The sequence below is a fragment of the Gordonia sp. ABSL11-1 genome, assembly GCF_030315685.1.
In the GTDB taxonomy this organism is placed as follows: domain Bacteria; phylum Actinomycetota; class Actinomycetes; order Mycobacteriales; family Mycobacteriaceae; genus Gordonia.
Genome location: NZ_JASXSI010000017.1, coordinates 1 through 21728, shown reverse-complemented (window position 1 = coordinate 21728; position 21728 = coordinate 1). Strand labels below are relative to the sequence as shown.

At 68.2% G+C, this 21728-nt stretch carries 19 protein-coding genes; 12 read left to right on the top strand and 7 right to left on the bottom strand.

Going from position 1 to position 21728, the window contains the following annotated elements; genetic code table 11:
* Positions 1–51 precede the first annotated feature (51 nt).
* On the bottom strand, positions 52–1887 hold the full coding sequence (mptB, locus tag QSJ19_RS18180) for a polyprenol phosphomannose-dependent alpha 1,6 mannosyltransferase MptB (protein WP_502876236.1): 1836 nt from the start codon (positions 1885–1887) through the stop codon (positions 52–54).
* Between the two features lie 175 nt (positions 1888–2062).
* Here mptB and QSJ19_RS18175 point away from each other — a divergent pair, with 175 nt between their 5' ends.
* The 11 genes from QSJ19_RS18175 (at position 2063) to QSJ19_RS18125 (ending at position 13500) form a co-directional block, all read left to right on the top strand.
* A complete protein-coding gene (locus QSJ19_RS18175; protein ID WP_286322382.1) occupies positions 2063–2872 on the top strand; it encodes a helix-turn-helix transcriptional regulator in 810 nt (269 codons plus the stop codon).
* Positions 2869–4350: a Fe-S cluster assembly protein SufB gene (gene sufB / locus QSJ19_RS18170; RefSeq protein ID WP_502876234.1), complete on the top strand. Its 1482-nt coding sequence runs from the start codon at positions 2869–2871 to the stop codon at positions 4348–4350. Before QSJ19_RS18175 ends, sufB begins: the two co-directional genes overlap by 4 nt.
* Positions 4350–5582 (top strand): Fe-S cluster assembly protein SufD, encoded by a 1233-nt coding sequence (gene sufD, locus QSJ19_RS18165; RefSeq protein WP_286322381.1) that lies wholly within the window; start codon positions 4350–4352, stop codon positions 5580–5582. The genes sufB and sufD overlap by 1 nt, the downstream gene beginning before the upstream one ends.
* 128 nt (positions 5583–5710) lie before the next feature.
* The gene (gene sufC, locus QSJ19_RS18160; RefSeq protein ID WP_286322380.1) at positions 5711–6484 is read left to right on the top strand and encodes a Fe-S cluster assembly ATPase SufC; all 774 of its coding nucleotides are present in this window, start codon (positions 5711–5713) and stop codon (positions 6482–6484) included.
* A 25-nt stretch (positions 6485–6509) separates the two neighbouring features.
* The gene (locus QSJ19_RS18155; RefSeq protein WP_286322379.1) at positions 6510–7805 is read left to right on the top strand and encodes a cysteine desulfurase; all 1296 of its coding nucleotides are present in this window, start codon (positions 6510–6512) and stop codon (positions 7803–7805) included.
* Between the two features lie 5 nt (positions 7806–7810).
* Positions 7811–8290 carry a Fe-S cluster assembly sulfur transfer protein SufU gene (gene sufU / locus QSJ19_RS18150; protein WP_286322378.1) on the top strand — a complete coding sequence of 160 codons (480 nt, stop codon included), beginning with the start codon at positions 7811–7813 and terminating at the stop codon, positions 8288–8290.
* Positions 8287–8667 (top strand): metal-sulfur cluster assembly factor, encoded by a 381-nt coding sequence (locus QSJ19_RS18145; protein ID WP_286322377.1) that lies wholly within the window; start codon positions 8287–8289, stop codon positions 8665–8667. The genes sufU and QSJ19_RS18145 overlap by 4 nt, the downstream gene beginning before the upstream one ends.
* 13 nt (positions 8668–8680) lie before the next feature.
* A complete protein-coding gene (locus tag QSJ19_RS18140; protein ID WP_286322376.1) occupies positions 8681–9145 on the top strand; it encodes a DnaJ family domain-containing protein in 465 nt (154 codons plus the stop codon).
* 76 nt (positions 9146–9221) lie between these two features.
* Positions 9222–10619 (top strand): 3' terminal RNA ribose 2'-O-methyltransferase Hen1, encoded by a 1398-nt coding sequence (locus QSJ19_RS18135; RefSeq protein ID WP_286322470.1) that lies wholly within the window; start codon positions 9222–9224, stop codon positions 10617–10619.
* Positions 10616–13222: a polynucleotide kinase-phosphatase gene (locus QSJ19_RS18130; RefSeq protein WP_286322375.1), complete on the top strand. Its 2607-nt coding sequence runs from the start codon at positions 10616–10618 to the stop codon at positions 13220–13222. The genes QSJ19_RS18135 and QSJ19_RS18130 overlap by 4 nt, the downstream gene beginning before the upstream one ends.
* 116 nt (positions 13223–13338) lie before the next feature.
* Positions 13339–13500, top strand: coding sequence for a hypothetical protein (locus QSJ19_RS18125; protein ID WP_286322374.1), 162 nt, complete (start codon positions 13339–13341; stop codon positions 13498–13500).
* Between the two features lie 35 nt (positions 13501–13535).
* On the opposite strand, the gene QSJ19_RS18120 is transcribed toward QSJ19_RS18125, so the two are convergent.
* Together QSJ19_RS18120 and QSJ19_RS18115 are read right to left on the bottom strand one after the other, a co-directional pair.
* A complete protein-coding gene (locus tag QSJ19_RS18120) occupies positions 13536–14660 on the bottom strand; it encodes a lycopene cyclase family protein (RefSeq protein ID WP_286322373.1) in 1125 nt (374 codons plus the stop codon).
* Positions 14657–15460, bottom strand: coding sequence for an SDR family oxidoreductase (locus tag QSJ19_RS18115; protein ID WP_502876233.1), 804 nt, complete (start codon positions 15458–15460; stop codon positions 14657–14659). The genes QSJ19_RS18120 and QSJ19_RS18115 overlap by 4 nt, the downstream gene beginning before the upstream one ends.
* A 76-nt stretch (positions 15461–15536) precedes the next feature.
* Here QSJ19_RS18115 and QSJ19_RS18110 point away from each other — a divergent pair, with 76 nt between their 5' ends.
* Positions 15537–17165, top strand: a complete 1629-nt coding sequence (locus QSJ19_RS18110) for an ABC-F family ATP-binding cassette domain-containing protein (protein ID WP_286322371.1) — start codon at positions 15537–15539, stop codon at positions 17163–17165.
* Positions 17166–17199: 34 nt separating this feature from the next.
* Here QSJ19_RS18110 and QSJ19_RS18105 read toward each other — a convergent pair whose 3' ends face one another.
* Genes QSJ19_RS18105 through QSJ19_RS18090 form a run of 4 tightly spaced genes read right to left on the bottom strand, consistent with a single transcriptional unit; the run spans position 17200 to position 21711 of the window.
* The gene (locus QSJ19_RS18105; RefSeq protein ID WP_286322370.1) at positions 17200–18249 is read right to left on the bottom strand and encodes a pyridoxal phosphate-dependent aminotransferase; all 1050 of its coding nucleotides are present in this window, start codon (positions 18247–18249) and stop codon (positions 17200–17202) included.
* Positions 18246–19292 carry a 3-oxoacyl-ACP synthase III family protein gene (locus tag QSJ19_RS18100; RefSeq protein WP_286322369.1) on the bottom strand — a complete coding sequence of 349 codons (1047 nt, stop codon included), beginning with the start codon at positions 19290–19292 and terminating at the stop codon, positions 18246–18248. The genes QSJ19_RS18105 and QSJ19_RS18100 overlap by 4 nt, the downstream gene beginning before the upstream one ends.
* The gene (locus QSJ19_RS18095; protein WP_286322368.1) at positions 19289–19954 is read right to left on the bottom strand and encodes an SRPBCC family protein; all 666 of its coding nucleotides are present in this window, start codon (positions 19952–19954) and stop codon (positions 19289–19291) included. Before QSJ19_RS18095 ends, QSJ19_RS18100 begins: the two co-directional genes overlap by 4 nt.
* Positions 19951–21711, bottom strand: coding sequence for a thiamine pyrophosphate-binding protein (locus QSJ19_RS18090; protein ID WP_502876230.1), 1761 nt, complete (start codon positions 21709–21711; stop codon positions 19951–19953). Before QSJ19_RS18090 ends, QSJ19_RS18095 begins: the two co-directional genes overlap by 4 nt.
* Between the last annotated feature and the right edge of the window lie 17 nt (positions 21712–21728).

Below are 21728 nucleotides of genomic sequence, written 5' to 3'. Positions count from 1 at the left end.
CCGTCGGCCAAAAATTGTCGACGGGTCGCCGACGGCGCGTGAGGATGCCGATCAGACCTTCTCCTCGCGCTGCGCCCGGACGCGGCGCGCCCGCAACCATCGGTGCACCGACAGGTCCTCGAAGAAGAGGGCGGTCATCACGGCGACCATGATGACCCCGGCCAGAAGCCCCTGGGCCAGAACGACTCCGCTGGTGTTCGAACTCGTCGGCATCACCACGATCGCGATGATCGCCGAGACCGCGATGGTGGTCAGCCGGAACCACGGGCGGGTCGCCCACGCAGCGAGTGGGATGACCGCCCACAGCAGGTACCACGCCTGGACGAACGGGAAGAAGACGACCACTGTGGCCATTGACACACCCAGCGCGCCGAGCGGATGGAGGCGTCCGCCGAGCGATGCGAGCATCCATCGGACGATGAACACCGCGGCGACCAACTGTCCGAGCGGGCGACCCACCTCGAGGATCGCCTGCGTCTGATCGCCCAGACCGAGCGCGAGCCCGATGCGCCCGGTCGTCACCGACAACAGGGTGGGCATCGACATCCACGACCGCACCACGCCGCCGGTGGACAGGGTGCTCGTCCAGCCGAAGCCGAGTCCGGTGCCGACACAGATCGCGACCATCACCACGACCAGCACGACCGCGAGTACACCGGCCGCAGCGGCCAGCGCCGTGATCGACCGCCGGGATCGCTCCCACCATTGACCGATCGGCGCGTGTCTCAGCGCGGGCAGGTAGGCGCCCCATCGTTGCGCGAGGGCGATGCCGACGAATCCGAGCGCCAGCATCGAGGTCACCTTGATCATCGCCGACGCCGACAACACCGCCGCGCCTGCGACGAGTGTCCACCCCGCCGACGACGGCCAGAACGATCCGGCCCGTCGCAATCGATCACCGCCGTAGATGGCGCGGAAACAGAGTTCGATGCCGACGAGCATCATGCCGAGCATCAGGGCCTCGTTGTGGATGCCCCCGACCAGATGGAGGACGAGCAGCGGGTTCATCGCGCCGAGCCACAGAGCCGCGACCGACGACACGCCGCAGCGTCGCGCGAGCCGGGGCAGGGCCCAGACGATCAGCGCGATGCCCACCAGGGCGAGCAGCCGGTGCAGGAAGATGGCCGCGGTGATGTTGTCGCCGGTCACCGCGGTGATGCCTTTGCCTATCCACAGGAACAGCGGTCCGTACGGCGCGGGGGTGTCTCGCCAGAGGTTGGGGACCGAGCGCGTGAGCACGTCGTCGACGCCCAGACCGCGCACCGGACTCACGACGTACGGATCCATCCCCTTGAAGGCGATGGCGCTCTGCGCCAGGTAGGAGTAGACGTCCTTGGAGAGCAAGGGCGGGGCGACGACGATCGGCGCGATCCACAGCATCAGGGTGCGATCGGCCTGGCGACGGGTCATCCGGCGTTCGGGACTGCGACCTCCGAGCACCTCGACGCTGAACCGGCCGACGGCGAAACGCCCGAGCAGCAGCCACGCGACGACGAGCATGATCGTGCCGCCGATCGACAAGGTCAGCGCGGTACTCCACATGCGCGACGGCAGCGAGAGCACGCGCATTCCGGCGACGGGATTCTGCAGGACCGGGACGGCGCCGGTCCCGAGGGACCCGATGAGCAGCAGCACCGATCCGGTGGCACCGAACAGCTTGATCCGCAGGAGGCGACGGTTCTCGGCGGCGTTGAGAGGCCCGACCTCGCGCTCGTCGTCGTGCAGACGCGCGACGGTCTTGCCGTAGTCACCACGACGTTCGCTGTCGGCGGACGATCGCGCCGGTCCGGCGCCCGGCGTCCGGCTGAGTCCGAGGTAGTCGGCAGCGGGTTGCAGGCGTTCACGCAGCGAGCGGCCCCGACTCCGCGTCACTGTGGTTTCTGGCACGCCGACGACTCTAGTGCCCTGCGGTGACCGGACCGGTGGCGGATGATCGGTGCGGGTTCGCGTCCTCACATGCGTCCCGTGGGTGTCGTCGCCGGTGTCGGGCCGGGATGTCCGACTAAGGGCATCCTTGCTGGCACCCGGGAAGTAATTACGACACACTTGTGTTGTGAAAACCATGAGGAGCGATACAGCGCTGCCCGCAGGCGCGCAGTCCGGCCCCTCCGATGCAGGTGGGGGCCTCGCCGGTCATCACGACGGGCAAACCCGTGCTGCCGTGGTTTCCCTGCTGGTCGAGGACGGTCCGCTGACCGCGACCGAGATCGCCGATCGGCTGGGTATCAGTGCCGCAGGGATCCGACGCCACCTCGATGCGCTGGCCGAGGCCGGTGACGTGGAGACATCGTCATCGGGATTCGGGCGCCGCGGCCGTGGCCGGCCCGCCAAGTGGTTTCAGCTCACCGCGACGGGCCGCGGAAAGTTGCGTCACGCCTACGACGACCTCGCCGGTGCCGCGATGCGCAAACTCCGGTCCGTGGGCGGCGAGGAGGCCGTCGAGGAGTTCGCGCGTGACCGGGTGCAGAAGATCGTCGCCGACGTGATCCCCGCCGAGCGATCGGGATCGGTCGCGGACACCGTCAACGACATCGCGGACGCACTCACGAGTGCGGGTTTCGCGGCCAACACCCGTGAGGTCGGCGCCGGGATGCAGATCTGCCAGCATCACTGCCCGGTCGCCCACGTGGCCACCGAGTTCCCGGAGCTGTGTGAGGCGGAGACCGCGGTGTTCACCGAACTCCTCGGCACGCACGTTCAGCGCCTGGCAACCATCGCCAACGGGGACTGTGCGTGCACCACCCATGTCCCGCTCCATCCACCGCCGGAAGGCGCAAGGGTCCCGCCCGCAGCGGACCCCGCGACGACAGAGAGCGATGCACAGCCCGCATCCGCTCATTCGAAGAAGACGAGTCGAAAGGCCTCGCGATGACAGTCACCGACCCCACCGTGACCGACACCTCTGCGACCGATGCAGGGTCGGCCCCCATGAAGCCGGCGCCGCTGACCCAGGAAGAGACCATCGCTTCCCTGGGCAAGTACGGCTACGGCTGGGCCGACTCCGACGTGGCGGGCGCGAGCGCCCAGCGCGGTCTTTCCGAGGCGGTCGTCACCGACATCTCGGGCAAGAAGAGCGAGCCCGAGTGGATGCTCGAACAGCGACTCAAGGCCCTGCGCATCTTCGATCGCAAGCCGATGCCGCACTGGGGCGCCGAGCTCGACGGCATCGACTTCGACAACATCAAGTACTTCGTCCGCTCGACGGAGAAGCAGGCCGCAACCTGGGACGACCTGCCCGAGGACATCAAGAACACCTACGACAAGCTGGGCATCCCCGAGGCCGAAAAGCAGCGCCTCGTGTCAGGTGTGGCGGCCCAGTACGAGTCCGAGGTCGTTTATCACCAGATCCGTGAGGACCTCGAGGAGCAGGGCGTCATCTTCCTCGACACCGACACCGCGCTCAAGGAGCACCCGGAGATCTTCCAGGAGTACTTCGGGACCGTCATCCCCGCGGGTGACAACAAGTTCTCCGCGCTGAACACCGCCGTGTGGTCGGGTGGCTCGTTCATCTACGTGCCGCCGGGCGTGCACGTCGACATCCCGCTGCAGGCCTACTTCCGGATCAACACCGAGAACATGGGTCAGTTCGAGCGCACGCTGATCATCGTCGACGAAGGTGCCTACGTGCATTACGTCGAGGGCTGCACCGCACCGATCTACAAGACCGACTCGCTGCACTCCGCGGTGGTCGAGATCGTCGTGAAGAAGGGCGGCCGGTGCCGCTACACGACCATCCAGAACTGGTCGAACAACGTCTACAACCTGGTCACCAAGCGTGCCAAGGCCGAGGCCGGCGCCACGATGGAGTGGATCGACGGCAACATCGGGTCCAAGGTCACGATGAAGTACCCGGCTGTGTGGCTGACCGGTGAACACGCCAAGGGCGAGGTCCTCTCGGTCGCCTTCGCAGGCGAGGGGCAGCATCAGGACACCGGCTCGAAGATGGTGCACCTCGCGCCGAACACCTCGAGCAACATCGTGTCGAAGTCCGTCGCCCGCGGTGGCGGTCGCGCGTCGTATCGCGGGTTGATCAAGGTCAACAACGGTGCCCACGGCAGCCGATCGACGGTGAAATGCGATGCGCTGCTGGTGGACACGATCTCCCGGAGTGACACCTACCCGTACGTCGACATTCGCGAGGACGACGTGACCATGGGCCACGAGGCGACGGTGTCGAAGGTCAGTGACGATCAGCTGTTCTACTTGATGAGCCGCGGCCTGACAGAGGACGAGGCGATGGCGATGGTGGTCCGCGGATTCGTGGAGCCGATCGCCAAAGAGCTTCCCATGGAGTACGCGCTGGAACTCAACCGCCTCATCGAACTGCAGATGGAAGGAGCCGTCGGCTGATGGCAGATCCCACGATTCCGGTCACCACACCGGGAGCGGATGCACCGGTCAACGGCGGAGAAGCCGCCCCGGCCAACCGCGGCGAAGCCGCCCCGGTCAACAAAGGGGAGATGTTCACGTCGTTCGACGTGAACGCGTTCGAGGTGCCCAGCCCGCGTGAAGAGGTGTGGCGGTTCACCCCGTTCCGCCGTCTCCGCGGCCTGCACGACGGGTCCGCACAGCGCACCGCCGACCCGACGATCGAGGTGTCCGGCGCGTCCGAGGGCGTGACGGTCGAGACCGTCGGGCGAGAGGACAACCGTCTCGGCGACGGCGGCATTCCCTTCGACCGTGTTGCCGCCCAAGCTTTTTCGGCGTTCAGCGAAGCGACGATCGTCACGGTGGGACGCGAGGTCGAGCTCGGCGAGCCGGTCGTCCTCAAACTGACCGGTCCGGGCGAGGGTGAGGTGGCCTTCGGTCACATCCAGGTCCGTCTCGAGCCGTTCGCCCGCGCGGTGATCGTCCTCGATCAGGACGGCAGCGGTACCTATGCCGAGAACATCGAGTTCGTCGTCGGTGACCAGGCATCGCTCACCGTGGTCAACGTCCACGACTGGGCCGATGACGCGGTGCACGTGGCCGCGCATCACATCCGCGTGGGTCGCGACGCCGTGGTCCGGCACTTCGCGATCAGCCTGGGCGGCAATCTCGTCCGGCTCTCGCCGGTCGTCCACTACGACGGTCCGGGCGGCGACGCCGAGCTCTGGGGACTGTACTTCGCGGACGCGGGACAGCATCTCGAGCAGCGTCTGCTGGTCGACCACAGTCAGCCGCACTGCCGCTCGAACGTGGTGTACAAGGGTGCGCTGCAGGGCGACCCGAGCGGCGATCGCACCCGCGAGGCGCACACGGTCTGGATCGGCGACGTGCTGATCCGTCCGGCCGCCGAGGGCACCGACACCTTCGAGCTCAACCGCAACCTGTTGCTCACCGACAATGCTCGTGCGGACTCGGTCCCGAACCTGGAGATCGAGACCGGCGAGATCGTCGGTGCAGGACATGCCAGCGCCACCGGCCGTTTCGACGACGAGCAGCTGTTCTACCTGCAGGCGCGCGGCATCCCCGAGGACCAGGCCCGACGACTGGTGATCCGCGGCTTCTTCCGCGAGATCATCGCGAAGATCTCCGTGCCGGATCTGCGTGAGCGGCTCGAGGCGGCCATCGAGTCCGAGCTCGAACTCGCCGGCGCCTGACCAGGCGATCCCAGCCGGTCGAGTCGACCACACCGACAACAGAATTCGTTCCACCCGCTGATCGAGGAGGCCACGGCGATGACCACGGCCGTATCGAGATCACACAGCCCAAGGAAGCAATCACTGACATGACCACCCTCGAAATCCGTGACCTCCACGTCGATGTCGCACAAAGCGACGCCGACGCCGAGCCCATCCACATCCTCAAGGGCGTCGACCTGACCGTGTCGTCGGGGGAGACGCACGCCATCATGGGCCCCAACGGGTCCGGCAAGTCGACCCTGTCCTACGCGATCGCCGGCCACCCCAAATACCAGGTGACACAGGGCTCGATCACCCTGGACGGCGAGGACGTCCTCGAGATGAGCGTCGATGAGCGCGCCCGTGCCGGGCTGTTCCTCGCGATGCAGTACCCGGTCGAGGTGCCGGGGGTGTCGATGTCGAACTTCCTGCGGACCGCGGCGACCGCCGTGCGCGGCGAGGCCCCGAAGCTCCGTCACTGGGTGAAGGAGACGAAAGAAGCGATGACGTCACTCGACATCGACCCGTCCTTCGGTGAGCGCAGCGTCAACGAGGGGTTCTCGGGCGGCGAGAAGAAGCGCCACGAGATCCTGCAACTCGATCTGCTCAAGCCCCGCATCGCGATCCTCGACGAGACCGACTCCGGCCTCGACGTCGATGCACTGCGCGTGGTGAGCGGGGGCGTCAACCGCTACAAGGAGCGTGAGCACGGGGGCGTCCTGCTGATCACCCACTACACCCGGATTCTGCGCTACATCCAGCCGGATTTCGTCCACGTGTTCGTCAACGGTCGCATCGTCGAGTCGGCCGGACCCGAGCTCGCCGACGAGCTCGAAGAGAACGGCTATGTCCGTTTCACCGCGGCGGCCGCCGCGGGCTGACCCTGCCGGTGAAGGAGGCATCCTCGTGACCCTGTCACCCGAAACCGTCTCGTCGACAGCACCGTCATCGACGCTGGATGTCGAGCGGTTGCGTGCGGACTTCCCGATTCTGGCGCGCACCGTCCGTGACGACAAACCCTTGGTCTATCTGGACTCAGGGGCGACGTCGCAGCGACCGGTCCAGGTGCTCGACGCCGAGCGGCAGTTCCTGACCACGCGCAACGCCGCGGTGCATCGGGGTGCGCATCAGCTCGCCGAAGAGGCGACCGACGCCTACGAGATCGCCCGGGCGAAGATCGCGAACTTCGTCGGGGCGACCCCGGACACCGTCGTGTTCACCAAGAACGCGACCGAGGCGCTCAACCTCGTCACCTACACGCTCGGCGACGACCGATCGGCACCGGTGCTCGGCGGCAGCCGACTGGGTCCCGGCGACACGGTCGTGATCACCGAACTCGAGCATCACGCGAATCTCGTGCCGTGGCAGGAACTCTGCCGCCGCACCGGCGCCACACTGCGGTGGTACGGGGTCACCGACGACGGACGCATCGACCTGGACTCGCTCGACCTCGACCACACCGTCAAGGTCGTGTCGTTCACCCATCAGTCGAACGTGACCGGTGCCGTCGCCGACGTCCCCGAGTTGGTCCGGCGCGCACGTGCGGTCGGGGCGATCGTGGTGCTCGACGCCTGCCAGTCGGTTCCGCACATGTCGGTCGACCTCGCCGATCTCGACGTCGATTTCGCGGCGTTCTCCGGGCACAAGATGTTCGGGCCGTCGGGCGTCGGCGTCCTGTACGGCAAGGCGGCCCTGCTGGAGGCGTTGCCGCCGTTCATCACCGGCGGCTCGATGATCGAGACCGTGTCGATGGAGGTGTCGACCTACGCACCGCCGCCGCAGCGGTTCGAGGCGGGAGTCCCGATGACGTCGCAGGTGGTGGGGCTCGGCGCGGCCGTCGACTACCTCGAGGCGTTCGGGATGGACGCCATCGCCGCACACGAGCACACGTTGACCGCCTACGCGTTGGAGCGGTTGCGCGGGATCGAGGGCGTCCGGATCATCGGTCCGGCCACCCCGGAATCGCGTGGTGGCGCTGTCTCGTTCGTGGTCGACGGCATCCATGCCCACGATCTCGGACAGATTCTCGACGACGACGGTGTCGCGATCCGCGTCGGCCACCATTGCGCCTGGCCGCTGCACAAGCGATTCGGCCTGGCCGCAACCGCCCGCGCATCGTTTGCCGCCTACAACACCCAGCCGGAGATCGATGTACTGGCGGACGCGATCGTGCGTGCCCAGACGTTCTTCGGGGTGAGGTGAGCACGATGCGGATGGAGCAGATGTATCAGGAAGTGATCCTGGACCACTACAAACACCCGCACGGCCGCGGACTGCGCGACCCGTTCGGTGCCGAGGTCCATCACGTCAACCCGACCTGCGGTGACGAGGTGACGCTGCGGGTCGCCCTCTCGGCCGACGGTTCGACCGTCGAGGACATCTCCTATGACGGTCAGGGCTGTTCGATCTCGCAGGCGTCGACATCGGTGCTGCACGATCAGCTCGTCGGCCAATCGGTCGACGACGCACTCGCCACTCTGGACTCGTTCAGCGCGATGATGACATCGCGGGGCGCGGACACCGGTGACGAGGACGTCATCGGCGACGGCATCGCCTTCGCCGGCGTGAGCAAGTACCCGGCACGCGTGAAGTGCGCGCTGTTGGGATGGATGGCCTTCAAGGACGCGTTGGCCCGAACAGTGGACGGCACCCCATCCACGGAATCGTCAGGAGCACAGTCAGCATGAGCGACGAAACCACCACCACCACATCGGCGGCCACCGCCCCACCCGAGGCCCCGGCCACCTCGCTGCCACAGCTCGAGGACGTCGAGGAGGCGATGCGCGATGTCGTCGATCCCGAGCTCGGGATCAACGTCGTCGATCTCGGCCTCGTCTACGGCATCGACATCACCGACGACGCCGTCGCGAAGATCGACATGACCCTCACGTCCGCGGCCTGCCCGCTGACCGATGTCATCGAGGACCAGTCACGGGCAGCGCTGGTCAACAGCGGTCTGTGCACGGACATGGAGATCAACTGGGTGTGGATGCCACCGTGGGGCCCGGACAAGATCACCGACGACGGCCGGGAACAGTTGCGGGCGCTGGGCTTCACCGTCTGATCTGGTCCCCTTGATGACCGGCACATCCGACGACCGATCGTCCGGTGAGGGCCGGTTCCGTCGTGTCCGCCGCTGGCAGCCACCGCGTCACGAGTCGCGCGTCGAGAAGATGATCCGCGAGGCGACTGAGCGCGGCGAGTTCGACAATCTGCCCGGTATGGGCAAGCCGCTCGACCTGAGTGACGCCGACGACCCCGACTGGTGGGTGAAACGCAAGATCCGCGACGAGAACCTCGACTCGTCGGCGCTGCTGCCGATGCCGCTGCAATTGCGCAGGGAGGCGCAGGATTTCCCGGACTCGCTGGTCTCGATCGCCGACGAGGATGCGGTCCGCGAGATCCTCACGGACTTCAATCGTCGTGTGCGCGAAGCTCATCTGGGTTCACGGGCCGGATTGCCGACCCTGATCACCGCGCACACCGTCGACGTCGACGACCTGATCGACAGGTGGCGGGAGCTGCGCCGCTCGCGCGGTTGACACCTGCGCCGACGACGCGACCACGGTCGCGCAGACAGGTAAACCCGTTGCACGGATCAGTAGTGTTTGCCCTGTGATGATGACACTCGAGGTGCGCGGCGACGGTGACATGCCGGCCACGGATCTCGGCTACCTGCTGCACAAGCACCCGGACCGGATGCAGACCTTCGACACCTCGCAGGGCGCCGCTCGCGTCTTCTATCCCCGGGCCGGCGTGCCCGAGTGCCGTGTCGCCTTGCACGTCGACGGCGAGGGCGTCCGTTCCCGCGACGAGGCGCAGCGTCATGTCAGCACGATCCCGTATGCCGCGTCGTCCCGGTTCGTCGTCGCAATCGGTAAGGTGTTCGGTGACGCCCTCGCCGGTCGGTGCGCGCACCCCGAACTGGTCGAGCATTCCTGGGAGATCGCCATCAGCGTGCCGTCGGTGCCCATCGGGGGACCGGTGGGACCCGAGGAGCTCTTCAGGCCGTTGGGGTGGGACGTCGAGGTCTCCCGGCAGCCACTGCGGCCCGCAGGGTGGGGCGACTCGCCGTACGCAGGAGTCTCGTTGCAGGGGCGGCACACGGTCCGTGACGCGCTGCGCCACGTCTGCGTACTGCTGCCCGTGATCGCCGACGACAAGCACTATTTCGTCGACGAGCTCGAGATCGACAAGCTCGAACGTCTCGGTGACGGCTGGTTGTCCACACACCCGCACCGAGACCGCATCATCAGCGGCTATGTCAAGCGAGTGCGTCCACTGGTCGATCTCGCCGTCGAGCGGCTCACCGGCTCTGACCCGACCGAGGCCGATCCGACCGGTCCGGAGCCGGCCGATCGGCGGGGCGCCGAGACACCGGGAACCGTGGGGCAGGCCGGCTCGGTGGTCGCCGCCCGCCGGGAGAGCTTGGCCCGCAGACGACTTGAGGCGGTCGCGGAGTCCGTGCGTGCGGCACATGGACGATCGGTCCTCGACCTCGGATGCGGCGAGGGGCGCCTTCTCGATGCGCTCGCAGCCGACGGCACTCACACGCGCCTGGCAGGCGTCGACGTATCCGTGACGGCGCTGCACCGCGCCACCGAACGGCTCGGGCGCCGACGCGATGTCGACTTGTGGCAGTCGTCGTTGATGTACGCCGACTCCCGCTGCCGCGGGTTCGACGTCGCCGTCCTGATGGAGGTCATCGAGCACATCGATCAGACGCGGTTGCCGGTGGCCGCCGCCTCGGTCTTCGACGGCATGGCCCCGCGGACGGTCGTCGTGACCACGCCGAACCGCGAACACAACGCCCGCTACGGCCTCGGCGACGACGAGTTCCGGCACCCGGATCACCGATTCGAGTTCACCCGTGCGGAATTCGCGCGCTGGTGCGATGACGTCGCCGCAGAGTACCGCTACACCGTGGCGCTCGGCGAGATCGGTGATCCCGACGCCGAGGCCGGTGCGCCGACCCAGAGCGCCGTGTTCACACGGATCGACGAGGTGAGCCGATGACCACACCGACACCCACACACCCGACCACCGATGAACCGACGACGATCGAACTGCCCGATCTGTGTCTGGTCGTCCTCGTCGGTGCGTCCGGGTCCGGGAAATCCACTTTCGCCCGCAACCACTTCCGCGATACGGAGGTGTTGTCGTCGGACACGTTTCGGGGGCTCGTCGCCGATGACCCGACCGACCAGGGTGCCACGGCGGACGCGTTCGGCGCGCTGTTCGACGTCGCCGGGCGGCGGTTGCGCCGCGGACTGCTGACCGTCGTCGATGCCACGTCGGTCCGAACCGAGGACCGACGCAAGCTGCTCGAACTGGCGAAGGAGTACGACGTGTTCGCCGTCGCCGTGGTTCTCGACGTCGAACTCGATGTGCTCAAGCGACGGTCGGCGGCACGTACGGACGTCGACGACGCGGTGATCGTCCGTCAGCACCGGCTGTTACGTCAAGGCGGAAAGAACCTGCGCAAGGAGGGTTTTCGCTTTGTCCACAGGCTGATCGGTGCGGCCGCGGCCGAGAAGGTGAATGTCTCACGGACACGGTTGTTCAACGACCTCACCGACCAGCACGGCCCGTTCGACATCATCGGAGACGTGCACGGCTGTCGTGCCGAACTCGAGACCCTGTTGCGCGCCCTGGGATGGACGGTCACGTCGTCGCCGGACGGCGAGGTCGGTGTGCTCGACCACCCGGAGGGCCGGCGAGCGGTGTTCGTCGGAGATCTGGTCGATCGTGGACCGGACACGCCCGGGGTGCTGCGGCTCGTCATGTCGATGGTGACCGAGGGTCAGGCGATCTGCGTCCGCGGCAATCACGAGGAGAAGCTGCTCCGCGCCTTGCGGCAGCGCACGGGTGGTCGCCGCGCCGACAAGCCGGTCCAGCTCACCCACGGCCTGGCCGAATCGGTGCAGCAACTCGACGGCTGCACGGCCGGATTCCGCAATGCGGTCATCGAATTCCTCGACGGGCTCGTCTCCCACTATGTCCTCGACGAGGGGCGCCTCGTGGTCTCGCATGCCGGGCTGCCCCAGCGCTACCACGGCCGCACGTCCGGTCGTGTCCGCAACCTGGCCATGTACGGCGAGACCACCGGCGACCAGGACCGGTGGGGTTATCCGATCCGCGTCGACTGGGCGCGCGACTACCGGGGTGACGCACGGGTGGTCTACGGACACACGCCCGTTCCTTCGGCCGAGTGGACCAACAACACGCTGTGCCTCGACACCGGCTGTGTCTTCGGGGGGCGCCTCACCGCGCTGCGGTACCCGGAAGGAGAGCTCGTCGATGTCCCGGCGGGCCGGACCTATTGGTCGTCGGAGCGTCCGATGGGATATGGGGACTCGGCCGCCGACGCCCGCGTCCGGGCCGCGCTGAACCTCGATGACGTCATCGGAAAGCGCATCGTCACCACACGTTTCGGACCGCCGGTGACGGTTCGGGAGGAGAACGCAGCCGCCGCCCTCGAGGTGATGTCGCGGTACGCCGTGGATCCCCGCTGGTTGCGGTATCTGCCGCCGACGATGAGTCCGGCCGGCAGCGTCGATCCCGACCTGCTGGAGGACCCGCAATCCGCATTCGCGACCTACGCAGAACTCGGCGTGACCGAGGTGATCTGCGAGGAGAAGCACATGGGATCACGGGCGGTCGTGGTGGTGACGCGCGACGACGACGACGCCCGCCTCGGGTTCGGCGTGTACGACGGGGGACTCGGCGCGATCTACACACGAACGGGCCGTCCGTTCTTCGAGCCGGCGACGACCGCCGCCCTGCTCGCCCGGATCCGGGCCGCGGCGCGGGATGTGTTCGACGACCTGGGGTGTCGTCGACTGATCCTGGACGCCGAGCTCTTGCCGTGGAACATCAAGGGCGAGGGCCTGATCCGCGATCAGTTCGCGTCGGTACCGGCAGCCGCCGAGCCGGAGCTGGCGTTGTTGACGTCCGAGTTGCGCGACGCCGCCGAGCGGGGGCTCGATGTCGCGGAGCAGATCGCGGTGACGACCCGCCACAGCACCGACGTGTCGGCATTCGCCGACGCCCTGCTCCGCTACGTCCGTCCGGGTGCCGGCGTCGACGACATCCGTATCGCGACCTTCGAGGTGCTCGCGGCCGGAGCCGAGGGCGCCGACGAGACGTTCGAGAATCGTCCGCACACCTGGCATCTCGAGACCGCAGACCGTCTGGCGGGTGCGGATCCGGAGCTCTTCACCACCACGCGGCGACGCGTCGTCGACACCGGATCGGAGCGCTCGCGTGCCGACGGCGCCGCGTGGTGGGCGGAGATGACGGCGGATGGGGGAGAGGGCATGGTCGTCAAACCGATCGGCAACCTCGTACGCGACGCACGCAACCGGGTGGTGGTCCCCGGGCTGAAGGTGCGGGGGGCCGAGTACCTGCGGCTCATCTACGGGCCGTCGTATCTCGGCGACCTGCACCGGCTGCGTTCGCGAGACCTGCGGCACAAGCGCTCGATGGCCATGCGTGAGTATCAGCTCGCGCGGGAGGCGCTTGCGCGCCACCGCGAGGGAGCGCCGTTGTGGCGAATCCACGAATGTGTATTCGCGATCCTCGCGTGCGAGTCCGAACCGGTCGATTCGCGGCTCTGAGTTTCAGCTCTCACCCACACCGGACGGATCGGCCCGGACATCAGTCCTGGACGTCACAGCGGAGATGGTTACCGTGGAGGTGTACCAATCAACGCGACAGTCGGAAGAGGTGCGCGATGACCGTGAACGACCCGATCCCGTCCGCCGACGACGCAGACCTCATCGAGCAGTCGATCGAGGTCGACGACGATGCCGAGGACTATCCGGCCACCGACCGCGATGTCGTCGCCGACGAGTCCGACGCGTTCGCACCGGTGACCCTGGACCAGCGCCACTGACCGGCTCCCTTACGGAGCGATGGTCCCCGACCGCGTCAACGCCCGGAAAGCACGGCGCGGGCGAGGGTACGCCGGGTCCGGTGGTCCGCCCGCGCGAACAGGGTGAGCATCGCCGCGACGGATCCGGGCAGATCCGTCCGCCCCGACAGGTACGCGCGCTGACGCGCGACCGGCAGACGCGCAAAGGTGTCGAAGAACGCCCGGGTCTGGTCGGCGTCGAGGGCCAGCAGCGCGTGCAGTCCCGCCGTGCGCAGCCGATGCACGCCACGGGCTCCCGAAGGCCACAGGTCGTCGGCGGGCGCCCGGCCACCGGCAATGGCATCGGCGACGATGCCCGCCGCGGTGAATGACATGCCGATGCTGTAGCCGGTAGCCGGATGAAGCAGGCCGCCTCGTGCTCCGAACGGCAGCGGGGTGCGCCGCCACGGGGAATCGATGCCCTCGAGCGAGAACGAGACGGATTCGGTGTCGAGCGCATCCTCGGTGAGCCCGCCCAGGCGGGCCTCCAGGCGCGCGCGCAGTCGCGCGATGGTCAGGGGCGGGTCCCCGGCGAGGCACGTCTCCTCCAACAGCACCCGCTCGTCGTCGAGTGGGATCGCGTAGAGGAACGACGGCACGGCCGAGTCGTCGAGCGTGGCGTCGTCGGTGTTGTCGATGGGTGTCCAGTCCATCAGAACCGCCTCGGCCGCACCGAGGACGGGACGTGCCCGCTCCCGGGTGACCACCACGCCGAACGCGGTCTGGCGTGGTCCCTGGCCGGACGTGCCGCGGGCGTCGACGACGGTGGACGCCCGGACGATGCCGGAGTCGGTGATCAGGTGGTCCGGTGCGATCCGGGTCGCCCGTTCGGCGACGACGCGGGCCCCGTCGACGGTCAGGGCGCGTTGCAGCTCCGCATTGTCGATCACGCTGTAGCCCCGGGCGATCCGGACTGTGTCCGGAGTGCGGATCTCGACGGAATCGACCTGGGCCGACGCCGCGTCGGCCGGTAGCCACGTCGGCAACTCGTCGGTCCAACAGGCGTAGGTCGGGCGCCAGGGCGCGCCCGGGTGGGGATCGACGATCGTGACGGTCAGCCCCCGGAGGACCAGGTGGTGGGCCAGTGCGCGACCCGCAGGTCCCGCACCGACCACGGCCACGTCGGTGATCGCGGCGGTCACATCGAGCCGGTGGAGAGCGTCCCGCCGTCGACGGCCAGCGTCTGTCCCGTGATCCATCCGGACTCGGCGGAGGCGAGGAACGCGGCGGCCCGTGCGATGTCGTCGGGTTCGCCGAGACGACCCAGTGGATAGGACTTGAGTGCGCGGGCCTCGTTGTCGCCGGCGATCAGGTCCTGGGCGAACTGTGTCCGCACGATGGCCGGGGCGATGGCGTTCACGCGGATGTTCGCCGGTCCGAGTTCCCACGCCAGTTCGGCGGTCAGCCGGATCATCGCCGCCTTCGACGCGCCGTAGGCCGCGATCACGCCGGTGGAGCGGATGCCGGCGACCGACGAGATGTTGACGACGGCGCCTCCGTTCTCGCGCATGCCGGCGTGGAATGCCTGCTGGATGAAGCCGAGCGCGGCCACGACGTTGGTGTCGAGTAGCTTGCGGAACCCACCCAGGTCGGCGTCCATCAGTGGACCGAACAGCGGGTTGATTCCGGTGTTGTTGATCAGGATGTCGACTCCGCCTCCCTGCGCGACCGTCGCGGCGACCGCCTCGGCGCGGTGAGTTTCGTCACCGGTGTTGCCCGGGCAAGCGGACACGGTCGCGCCCGGGACGGCGGCGCGGATCGACTCCGCAGCGGCCTCGAGCGGCTCGGGTTTGCGGCTGGTGACGACCACCGCGGCGCCGCGTCGGGCCAGTTCGGTGGCGATGGCCAGGCCGATGCCGCGGCTCGCGCCGGTCACGAGTGCGGACTTGCCGGTGAGATCTGAGGACAGCTGTGTGGGTGTGGGTTCGGTCACTCCCCACACGGTAGCGGCAGTGCCATCGGTCGGTGGCGTCCTCGGGTGGAAAACCGGTGGCGGGACGTGGGTAGACTGATTCGTCGTGATCACCGCGACCGACCTGGAAGTTCGAGCGGGTGCTCGGACCCTGTTGTCGGCGCCCCGCTCCGCCCTCCGCATCCAACCCGGCGACCGGATCGGTCTCGTCGGCCGTAACGGTGCCGGGAAGACGACGACCCTCCGGATTCTCGCCGGTGAGACCGAGCCGTACGCCGGCGCCATCATGCGCAGCGGTGAACTCGGCTATCTCCCGCAGGATCCGAAGGAGGGGGACCTCGACGTCCTGGCCAAGGATCGCGTGTTGTCGGCGCGCGGTCTCGACTCGATCCTGCACCAGATGGAGAAGCAGCAGGCGTTGATGGCCGAGGCCGCCGACGACCAGATCCGCGACAGGGCGGTCTCGAAGTACGGTCGGCTCGAGGAGCGGTTCTCCGCCCTCGGCGGTTACGTGGCGGAATCGGAGGCTGCCCGGATCTGCAACAGCCTCGGTCTGCCCGACCGGGTGCTCGGGCAGCCGCTGCGCACCCTGTCCGGGGGTCAGCGCCGGCGTATCGAGTTGGCACGCATCCTGTTCGCCGCCTCTGACGGTTCAGGGAAATCCGACACCACACTTCTCCTGGACGAGCCTACCAACCACCTCGACGCCGACTCCATCACCTGGCTGCGCGGATTCCTGCAGAACCATGAGGGCGGGCTCGTGGTGATCAGCCACGACGTCGAGCTGCTCGCGGATGTCGTCAATCGGGTGTGGTTCCTCGATGCGGTCCGCGGTGAGGCCGACGTCTACAACATGGGCTGGAAGCGTTACCTCGACGCCCGTGCGACCGACGAGCAGCGTCGCAAGCGCGAACGGGCCAACGCGGAGAAGAAGGCCAGTGCACTGCGGACCCAGGCGGCGAAACTGGGTGCGAAGGCGACGAAGGCCACCGCGGCACAGAACATGCTCAAACGAGCCGACCGCATGCTCGATGCGCTCGACGAGGAGCGGGTGGCCGACCGCACCGCACGCATCCGGTTCCCCGAGCCGGCATCGTGCGGCAAGACCCCGCTGATGGCCAGTGGGCTCACCAAGAACTACGGGTCGCTGGAGATCTTCACCGGTGTCGACCTCGCGATCGACAAGGGCAGCCGTGTCGTGGTGCTCGGTCTCAACGGCGCCGGCAAGACCACATTGCTCAAACTGCTCGCCGGCGTCGAGAAACCGGACGCGGGGACCATGGATCCGGGTTATGGGCTCAAGATCGGCTACTTCGCTCAAGAACACGACACACTCGACGACATGGCCTCGGTGTGGGAGAACATCCGTCATGCCGCGCCGGATGCAGGGGAACAGGATCTGCGAGGCCTGTTGGGCGCGTTCATGTTCAGCGGCGCGCAACTCGAGCAGCCGGCCGGCACTCTCTCGGGCGGTGAGAAGACGCGCCTCACACTCGCCGGGCTGGTGTCGTCGGCGGCGAATGTCCTGCTGCTCGACGAGCCTACGAACAACCTCGACCCGATCTCGCGAGAGCAGGTCCTCGACGCGCTCCGCAGCTACACGGGCGCCGTCGTGCTGGTGACCCACGATCCCGGGGCCGCTGCCGCGCTCGATCCGCAGCGCGTGATCCTGCTGCCCGACGGCACCGAGGATCACTGGTCCGACGAATACCAGGAACTCATCGAACTCGCCTGAGTCATGGCGTATCCCGATCTGATCAGGCTCGGGCTCACACGAGGAGCGCCGCTGTCCGCACCGCGGCGACGATGTGATCGGTGGTGCGTCGGTCGCCGACGGTGACGCGGCAGCCATGGTTGCCGAACTCCCGCGTGATGACGCCGGCCGTGCGCAGCGTGTGCCCGATCGCGATGCCGTCGGGGCCGGGGAGATAGACGAAGTTCGCCTCCCCGGGCAGGACGTGGCAACCCATCGATCCCAACATCGTTGCCAGCCGATCGCGTTCGGTGCGCGTCGACCGGGTGCGCTGCGCCAGTTCCCGTTGCGCCGCCAGCGCGATCGGGACTGCGACATGGGCCGCTGCTCCGACGGAGAACGGAACCTCGTGCGCGCGGGCCGCTGCGATCGTCGCCCTCGAACCCAGCGCGTAACCCACACGGAGACCGGCAAGGCCGTAGGCCTTCGAGAAGGTGCGCACGACGACCAGATTCGGGTGATCGCGGATCATCGACCGGATGTCCGGCGGATCCGTGCAGTACTCGACATAGGCCTGATCCAGGATCACCGTCACCTCTGGCGCCACCGCGCGGAGGAGTGTGCGCAGCGCGGTCTCGCCGACGACGGCCCCGGTCGGGTTGTGCGGCGAGCACACGATCAGGGCGGCCGTCCGCGGTCCCGATCGCTCGGCGAGTGCGTCGAGGTCGGGTCGTCCGTCCGCGGTGAGCGGGGTGGGATCGAGCCGCAGTCCGAGCATGTCCGCGATCATGCCGAAGCCGTCGAACGTCGGTACCGGCGTTGCGATCCGCACATCGGTCACGCCCCTGCGGCGGGCGCGTAGCGCGCAGTCGGCGAGGATCGCGACGGCGACCGCGGTGGCGCCGGCGCCCACGGTGACCTGATCGTCGGTGACGCCGAGGTGATGGGCGACGGCGCGGCGCACGGCGTCGGGCCGCATCGGGGGATACCGATGCTCGGCGCCCACGTGATCGCGTAGCGCCGCGATCACCGACGGCAGCGGTGGGTGAGCGGATTCGTTGAGATCGCAACGGATCTCGCCGACCGGTCCGTGCGCGTGTGCCGGGGACCCCAGCAGGGCGGTCATGTACGCGCGTTCCAGCGGATCGCTCCGGCGGCGGCGAAATCGCCCGCGTGGGCGAACGCCGACATCATGATGAGGTCACCGGGCCGGACCCGTCCTGCCTCGACGGCCGCATCGAGCGTCATCGGGATACCGACTGCGAACAGGTTGCCGCACTCGTCGAACGTGTCGGGATGACGGTCGTGGGGCAGTTCGAGGGCGTCACGCCAGTTCCGCAGGAAGATGCGGTTCGGTTGATTCGTGACGAAGAGATCGAGGTCGCCGGGAGGGACTCCGATGCGGTGTGCCAGCTCGAGTGCCACCTCGGGCACCATTCGATTGCCCCGCGCGAGGACCTTGGCGATCTTCGCCTCGGTGAATCCGACGTGGATCTGGCCCGGCCCTGCCTCCCAGTACTTCCGCTCGGGCTCGGCGACGGCCGTCATGTCCGCGGAATACTGCCCGAAGGAGCGGCATTCGGTGCCCAACACCGGGTTCCCGTGCTCGCCGACGGTGATGGTCGCCACGGCCGCGCCGTCGCCCGGGACGGCCGCCTGGGCCTTGGTGCGGACCTGTTCCTGCGTGAAGATCTGCCCGGCGCTGTTCTGGGCGAGGCCGATCAGGGCCTTGCGTCCGCCGTTCGCGCGGAGCAGGGCGCCGGCGATCTCGATCATGTGCACGAAGGCCGCGCATCCGCCGTTGTGGACGTCGAGGACCGTCGTCGGTCGCAGACCGAGCCGGTGCGCCACCTCGCCCACGCACCCGCGCACGGGCACCTCGGGGAGCTGACTGTGCGTCAGGATGACGTCGACGTCGTCGAGGTAGCCGTCTCCGTGGCGCTCCGTGAGGTGGCGGGCGGCCTCGACGATCATGTCCGCGGAGGTCTCGTCCTCGGCGGCGTGGTGGCGGAACGCGGGGGCACGGAACATGATGTTGTCGGCGAGCTCGTCGGCTTCGGCGAACTGCGCGAAGTACTCGGCGGGAACACGATTCACCGGCCGATACGTGGCGAGGTCCGCCAGGGCGATCGGCGTCGAGGTGGTCGGGGTTGCGGTGGTCGGGGTCATGAACGCATCCATTCGGGAGTCAGGGGGAGATCGTTGCGATGCCGGTACTCGGCGATCGCGGTCAGGTTGTCGAGTTCGATCTGGTGCCCGGCGGCGAACATGTCCCAGAGGTCGCCGACCCATTCGGTCCGTCCCTCGGGTGCGGTATCGGGGTAGGGGTTGTCGTCGTAGAACGGGTGTCGACAGTTCGTCCACAGCACCACCGACCCGGGACGGTCGAGCACCGTGCGGGCGTCGACGACGCGCATCAGGTAGATCATCCACAGGTGCGTGCCCTGATCCCAGGCGCAGTGGTAGTCGACCGTCATGGCGTCAGCGTTGGCGATCGTGCGGACATAGATCTCGGTGTCGTCGTTGAGCCGATCATGTCCGACCCACAGGCCGGGTTCAGCGGTGGTCGCGAAATCTCTTGTGCTGTACGTCCATTCTTCCAGCGAGCGCGTGTCTGCGAGCCAGTCGTACAGGGCGCGGGGCGGCGCGTCGACGTAACCCTGCACGGTGCAGAAGTCGCCATAGATCTGATGGTGGGGATAGACCGAGCGGACCCGGTCCACGAGCATGGGTGTGCTGGCCGCGCGCGAATGGGTCTCGACGCGGACGACGCCCTCGAGCGACGTCGCCGCTGGCCCGAGGTCGGAGAGTGCGGAGGTGTCCGTGGTCATGCTGTTCCTCTCGGCAGGAAGGGTGCGAAGGGGGCTATCTCGTCAGGGTCTGTGTCGACCACGATGCAGTTCGGGCCGGGCCGGGACAGCAGATCCGCCGCGGCCGCGCGGAGTGTGTCGACATCGGTGGCGCGCCGGACCACCAGATCGGGGAACATGGCGTCGAGTCCGGCGGCGATGTCGGTGTGCAGGAATCGGTTCACGCTTCTCCCAACGATTCCCGTCGGTGCCGTGGGCGAGGATGCGGTGTCCGGGAAGTAGAGGTTCTCGCGGGTGACGCACATACCGTGAGCATCGTTGTTCAGCACGATCAGGGTCACGGGAGCGTCGTGCTCGATGGCGGTGTGCAGTTCCATCCCGTGCATGAAGAACGACCCGTCGCCGGCGATCACCACGGTGCGGTCGGGACCACCGCCGCCGGAGGCCCCGCCGATCGCGGCGCCGATTCCCGCTGCGATCGCGAACCCCATCCCGCCCATGCCGAGAGCGACGACGAACCGGCCGGATCCGAACGGGAGATGGTGGATGGCCGCGGCTCCGGTGTCGCCGGCGTCGGCGAACACAGCACACCCCGTGGGGAGTACCTCGCCGATGGCCGTGACGACCTCGCGCAGCGTCGGCAGGACGGGGGATCGCGAGGGTGAGGTCGCATCGGGTAGGTACCGGATGTCGCGCGGGTGGGCTCCCCGCGGGCCGGGGAGGCGATCGTGCAGGGCCTGTGTCAGCGCCACCAGCGCGCGATCGAGCGCGAGGGTCTCGATGTGGTCGGCGATACCGGGTGCCCGGGGTGCGACTGCACCGACATGGAACACACATGTCGTGGCCAGCGTCTCGTCGAGTCCGGCACGATCTGTGAGCGACATACGGCAGCCGAGGACGAGGCACACGGTCGCCTCCTGGACGGCCGCGTGTGCCGACGGGTGTCCCATCACCCCGGTCACCCCGGCACACCCCGGACCGGCGACGTCGCGGCCGCCCGGCGACACGACGACCGAGGCACCGAGCAGATCGGCGAGATGTCCGATGGTCCCGGACGATCCGAGGCGTGACGCCTCCTCGCCGGCCCAGATGCACACGGGCTCGCCGCGGCGAACCGCGTGGGCCAACCGGTCGGCGAGACCGGCGATGACGTCGGTCGGTGGCCCGCCGCGCTCGGGCGCGGTGACGGATCCGACCGGTCCAACGGCAATCCGTGCCGCTTGCACGTCCTTCGGGATCACGAGTGCTGCCGGGAGGTTGCGTGACAACGTCTCCAGCGCGTCGTCGACGGCGTCGTCGAGGCGGGCCGGGTCGTCGACGACGGAGCACGATCCGACGACGCCGGACAGTACTGTGGTCAGGTCGATGGTGTCGGGTGGACACAGCATGTCCTGGAAGCCGCCCCGACCGACGGTCGGCCGTGCTGCCGTGCCGATGACGGCGACTACCGGCACCCGGCTGTCGTACGCCTCACCCAGCGCCGGGATCACGTTGAGCGCGCCGCCGCCGGAGGTCGTGAGGACAGCAGTCGGGACCCCGTGGATCCGAGCGAGTCCGTCGGCCATCGCGCCCGCGCCGAACTCGTGTTTGGTGACGACCGGGCGCACGCACGGGTTGCGGACCGCAGCGTCGAACACATCCTCGATGTTGGCCCCGTGCACGCCGAACACGGTGGTGATCCGTGCGTGCAGAAGGCGTGCAACGAGGCGGGGGGGGGGGGGGGGGGGGGGGGGGGGGGGCGGGGCGGGGCGCCCCCCCCCCCCCCCCCCCCCCCCCACCCCCCCCCACCCCCCCC

What these genes read in the sequence shown, in the direction of transcription:
- QSJ19_RS18135 (WP_286322470.1), top strand. Translation starts at nt 9,222, where the DNA reads ATGATGACACTCGAGGTGCGCGGCGACGGTGACATGCCGGCCACGGAT.
- QSJ19_RS18105 (WP_286322370.1), bottom strand. Translation starts at nt 18,249, where the DNA reads ATGACCGCCCTGCTGGGGTCCCCGGCACACGCGCACGGACCGGTCGGC.
- QSJ19_RS18100 (WP_286322369.1), bottom strand. Translation starts at nt 19,292, where the DNA reads ATGACCCCGACCACCGCAACCCCGACCACCTCGACGCCGATCGCCCTG.
- QSJ19_RS18145 (WP_286322377.1), top strand. Translation starts at nt 8,287, where the DNA reads ATGAGCGACGAAACCACCACCACCACATCGGCGGCCACCGCCCCACCC.
- sufD (WP_286322381.1), top strand. Translation starts at nt 4,350, where the DNA reads ATGGCAGATCCCACGATTCCGGTCACCACACCGGGAGCGGATGCACCG.
- QSJ19_RS18140 (WP_286322376.1), top strand. Translation starts at nt 8,681, where the DNA reads ATGACCGGCACATCCGACGACCGATCGTCCGGTGAGGGCCGGTTCCGT.
- sufC (WP_286322380.1), top strand. Translation starts at nt 5,711, where the DNA reads ATGACCACCCTCGAAATCCGTGACCTCCACGTCGATGTCGCACAAAGC.
- QSJ19_RS18130 (WP_286322375.1), top strand. Translation starts at nt 10,616, where the DNA reads ATGACCACACCGACACCCACACACCCGACCACCGATGAACCGACGACG.
- QSJ19_RS18095 (WP_286322368.1), bottom strand. Translation starts at nt 19,954, where the DNA reads ATGACCACGGACACCTCCGCACTCTCCGACCTCGGGCCAGCGGCGACG.
- sufB (WP_502876234.1), top strand. Translation starts at nt 2,869, where the DNA reads ATGACAGTCACCGACCCCACCGTGACCGACACCTCTGCGACCGATGCA.
- QSJ19_RS18175 (WP_286322382.1), top strand. Translation starts at nt 2,063, where the DNA reads ATGAGGAGCGATACAGCGCTGCCCGCAGGCGCGCAGTCCGGCCCCTCC.
- sufU (WP_286322378.1), top strand. Translation starts at nt 7,811, where the DNA reads ATGCGGATGGAGCAGATGTATCAGGAAGTGATCCTGGACCACTACAAA.
- QSJ19_RS18125 (WP_286322374.1), top strand. Translation starts at nt 13,339, where the DNA reads ATGACCGTGAACGACCCGATCCCGTCCGCCGACGACGCAGACCTCATC.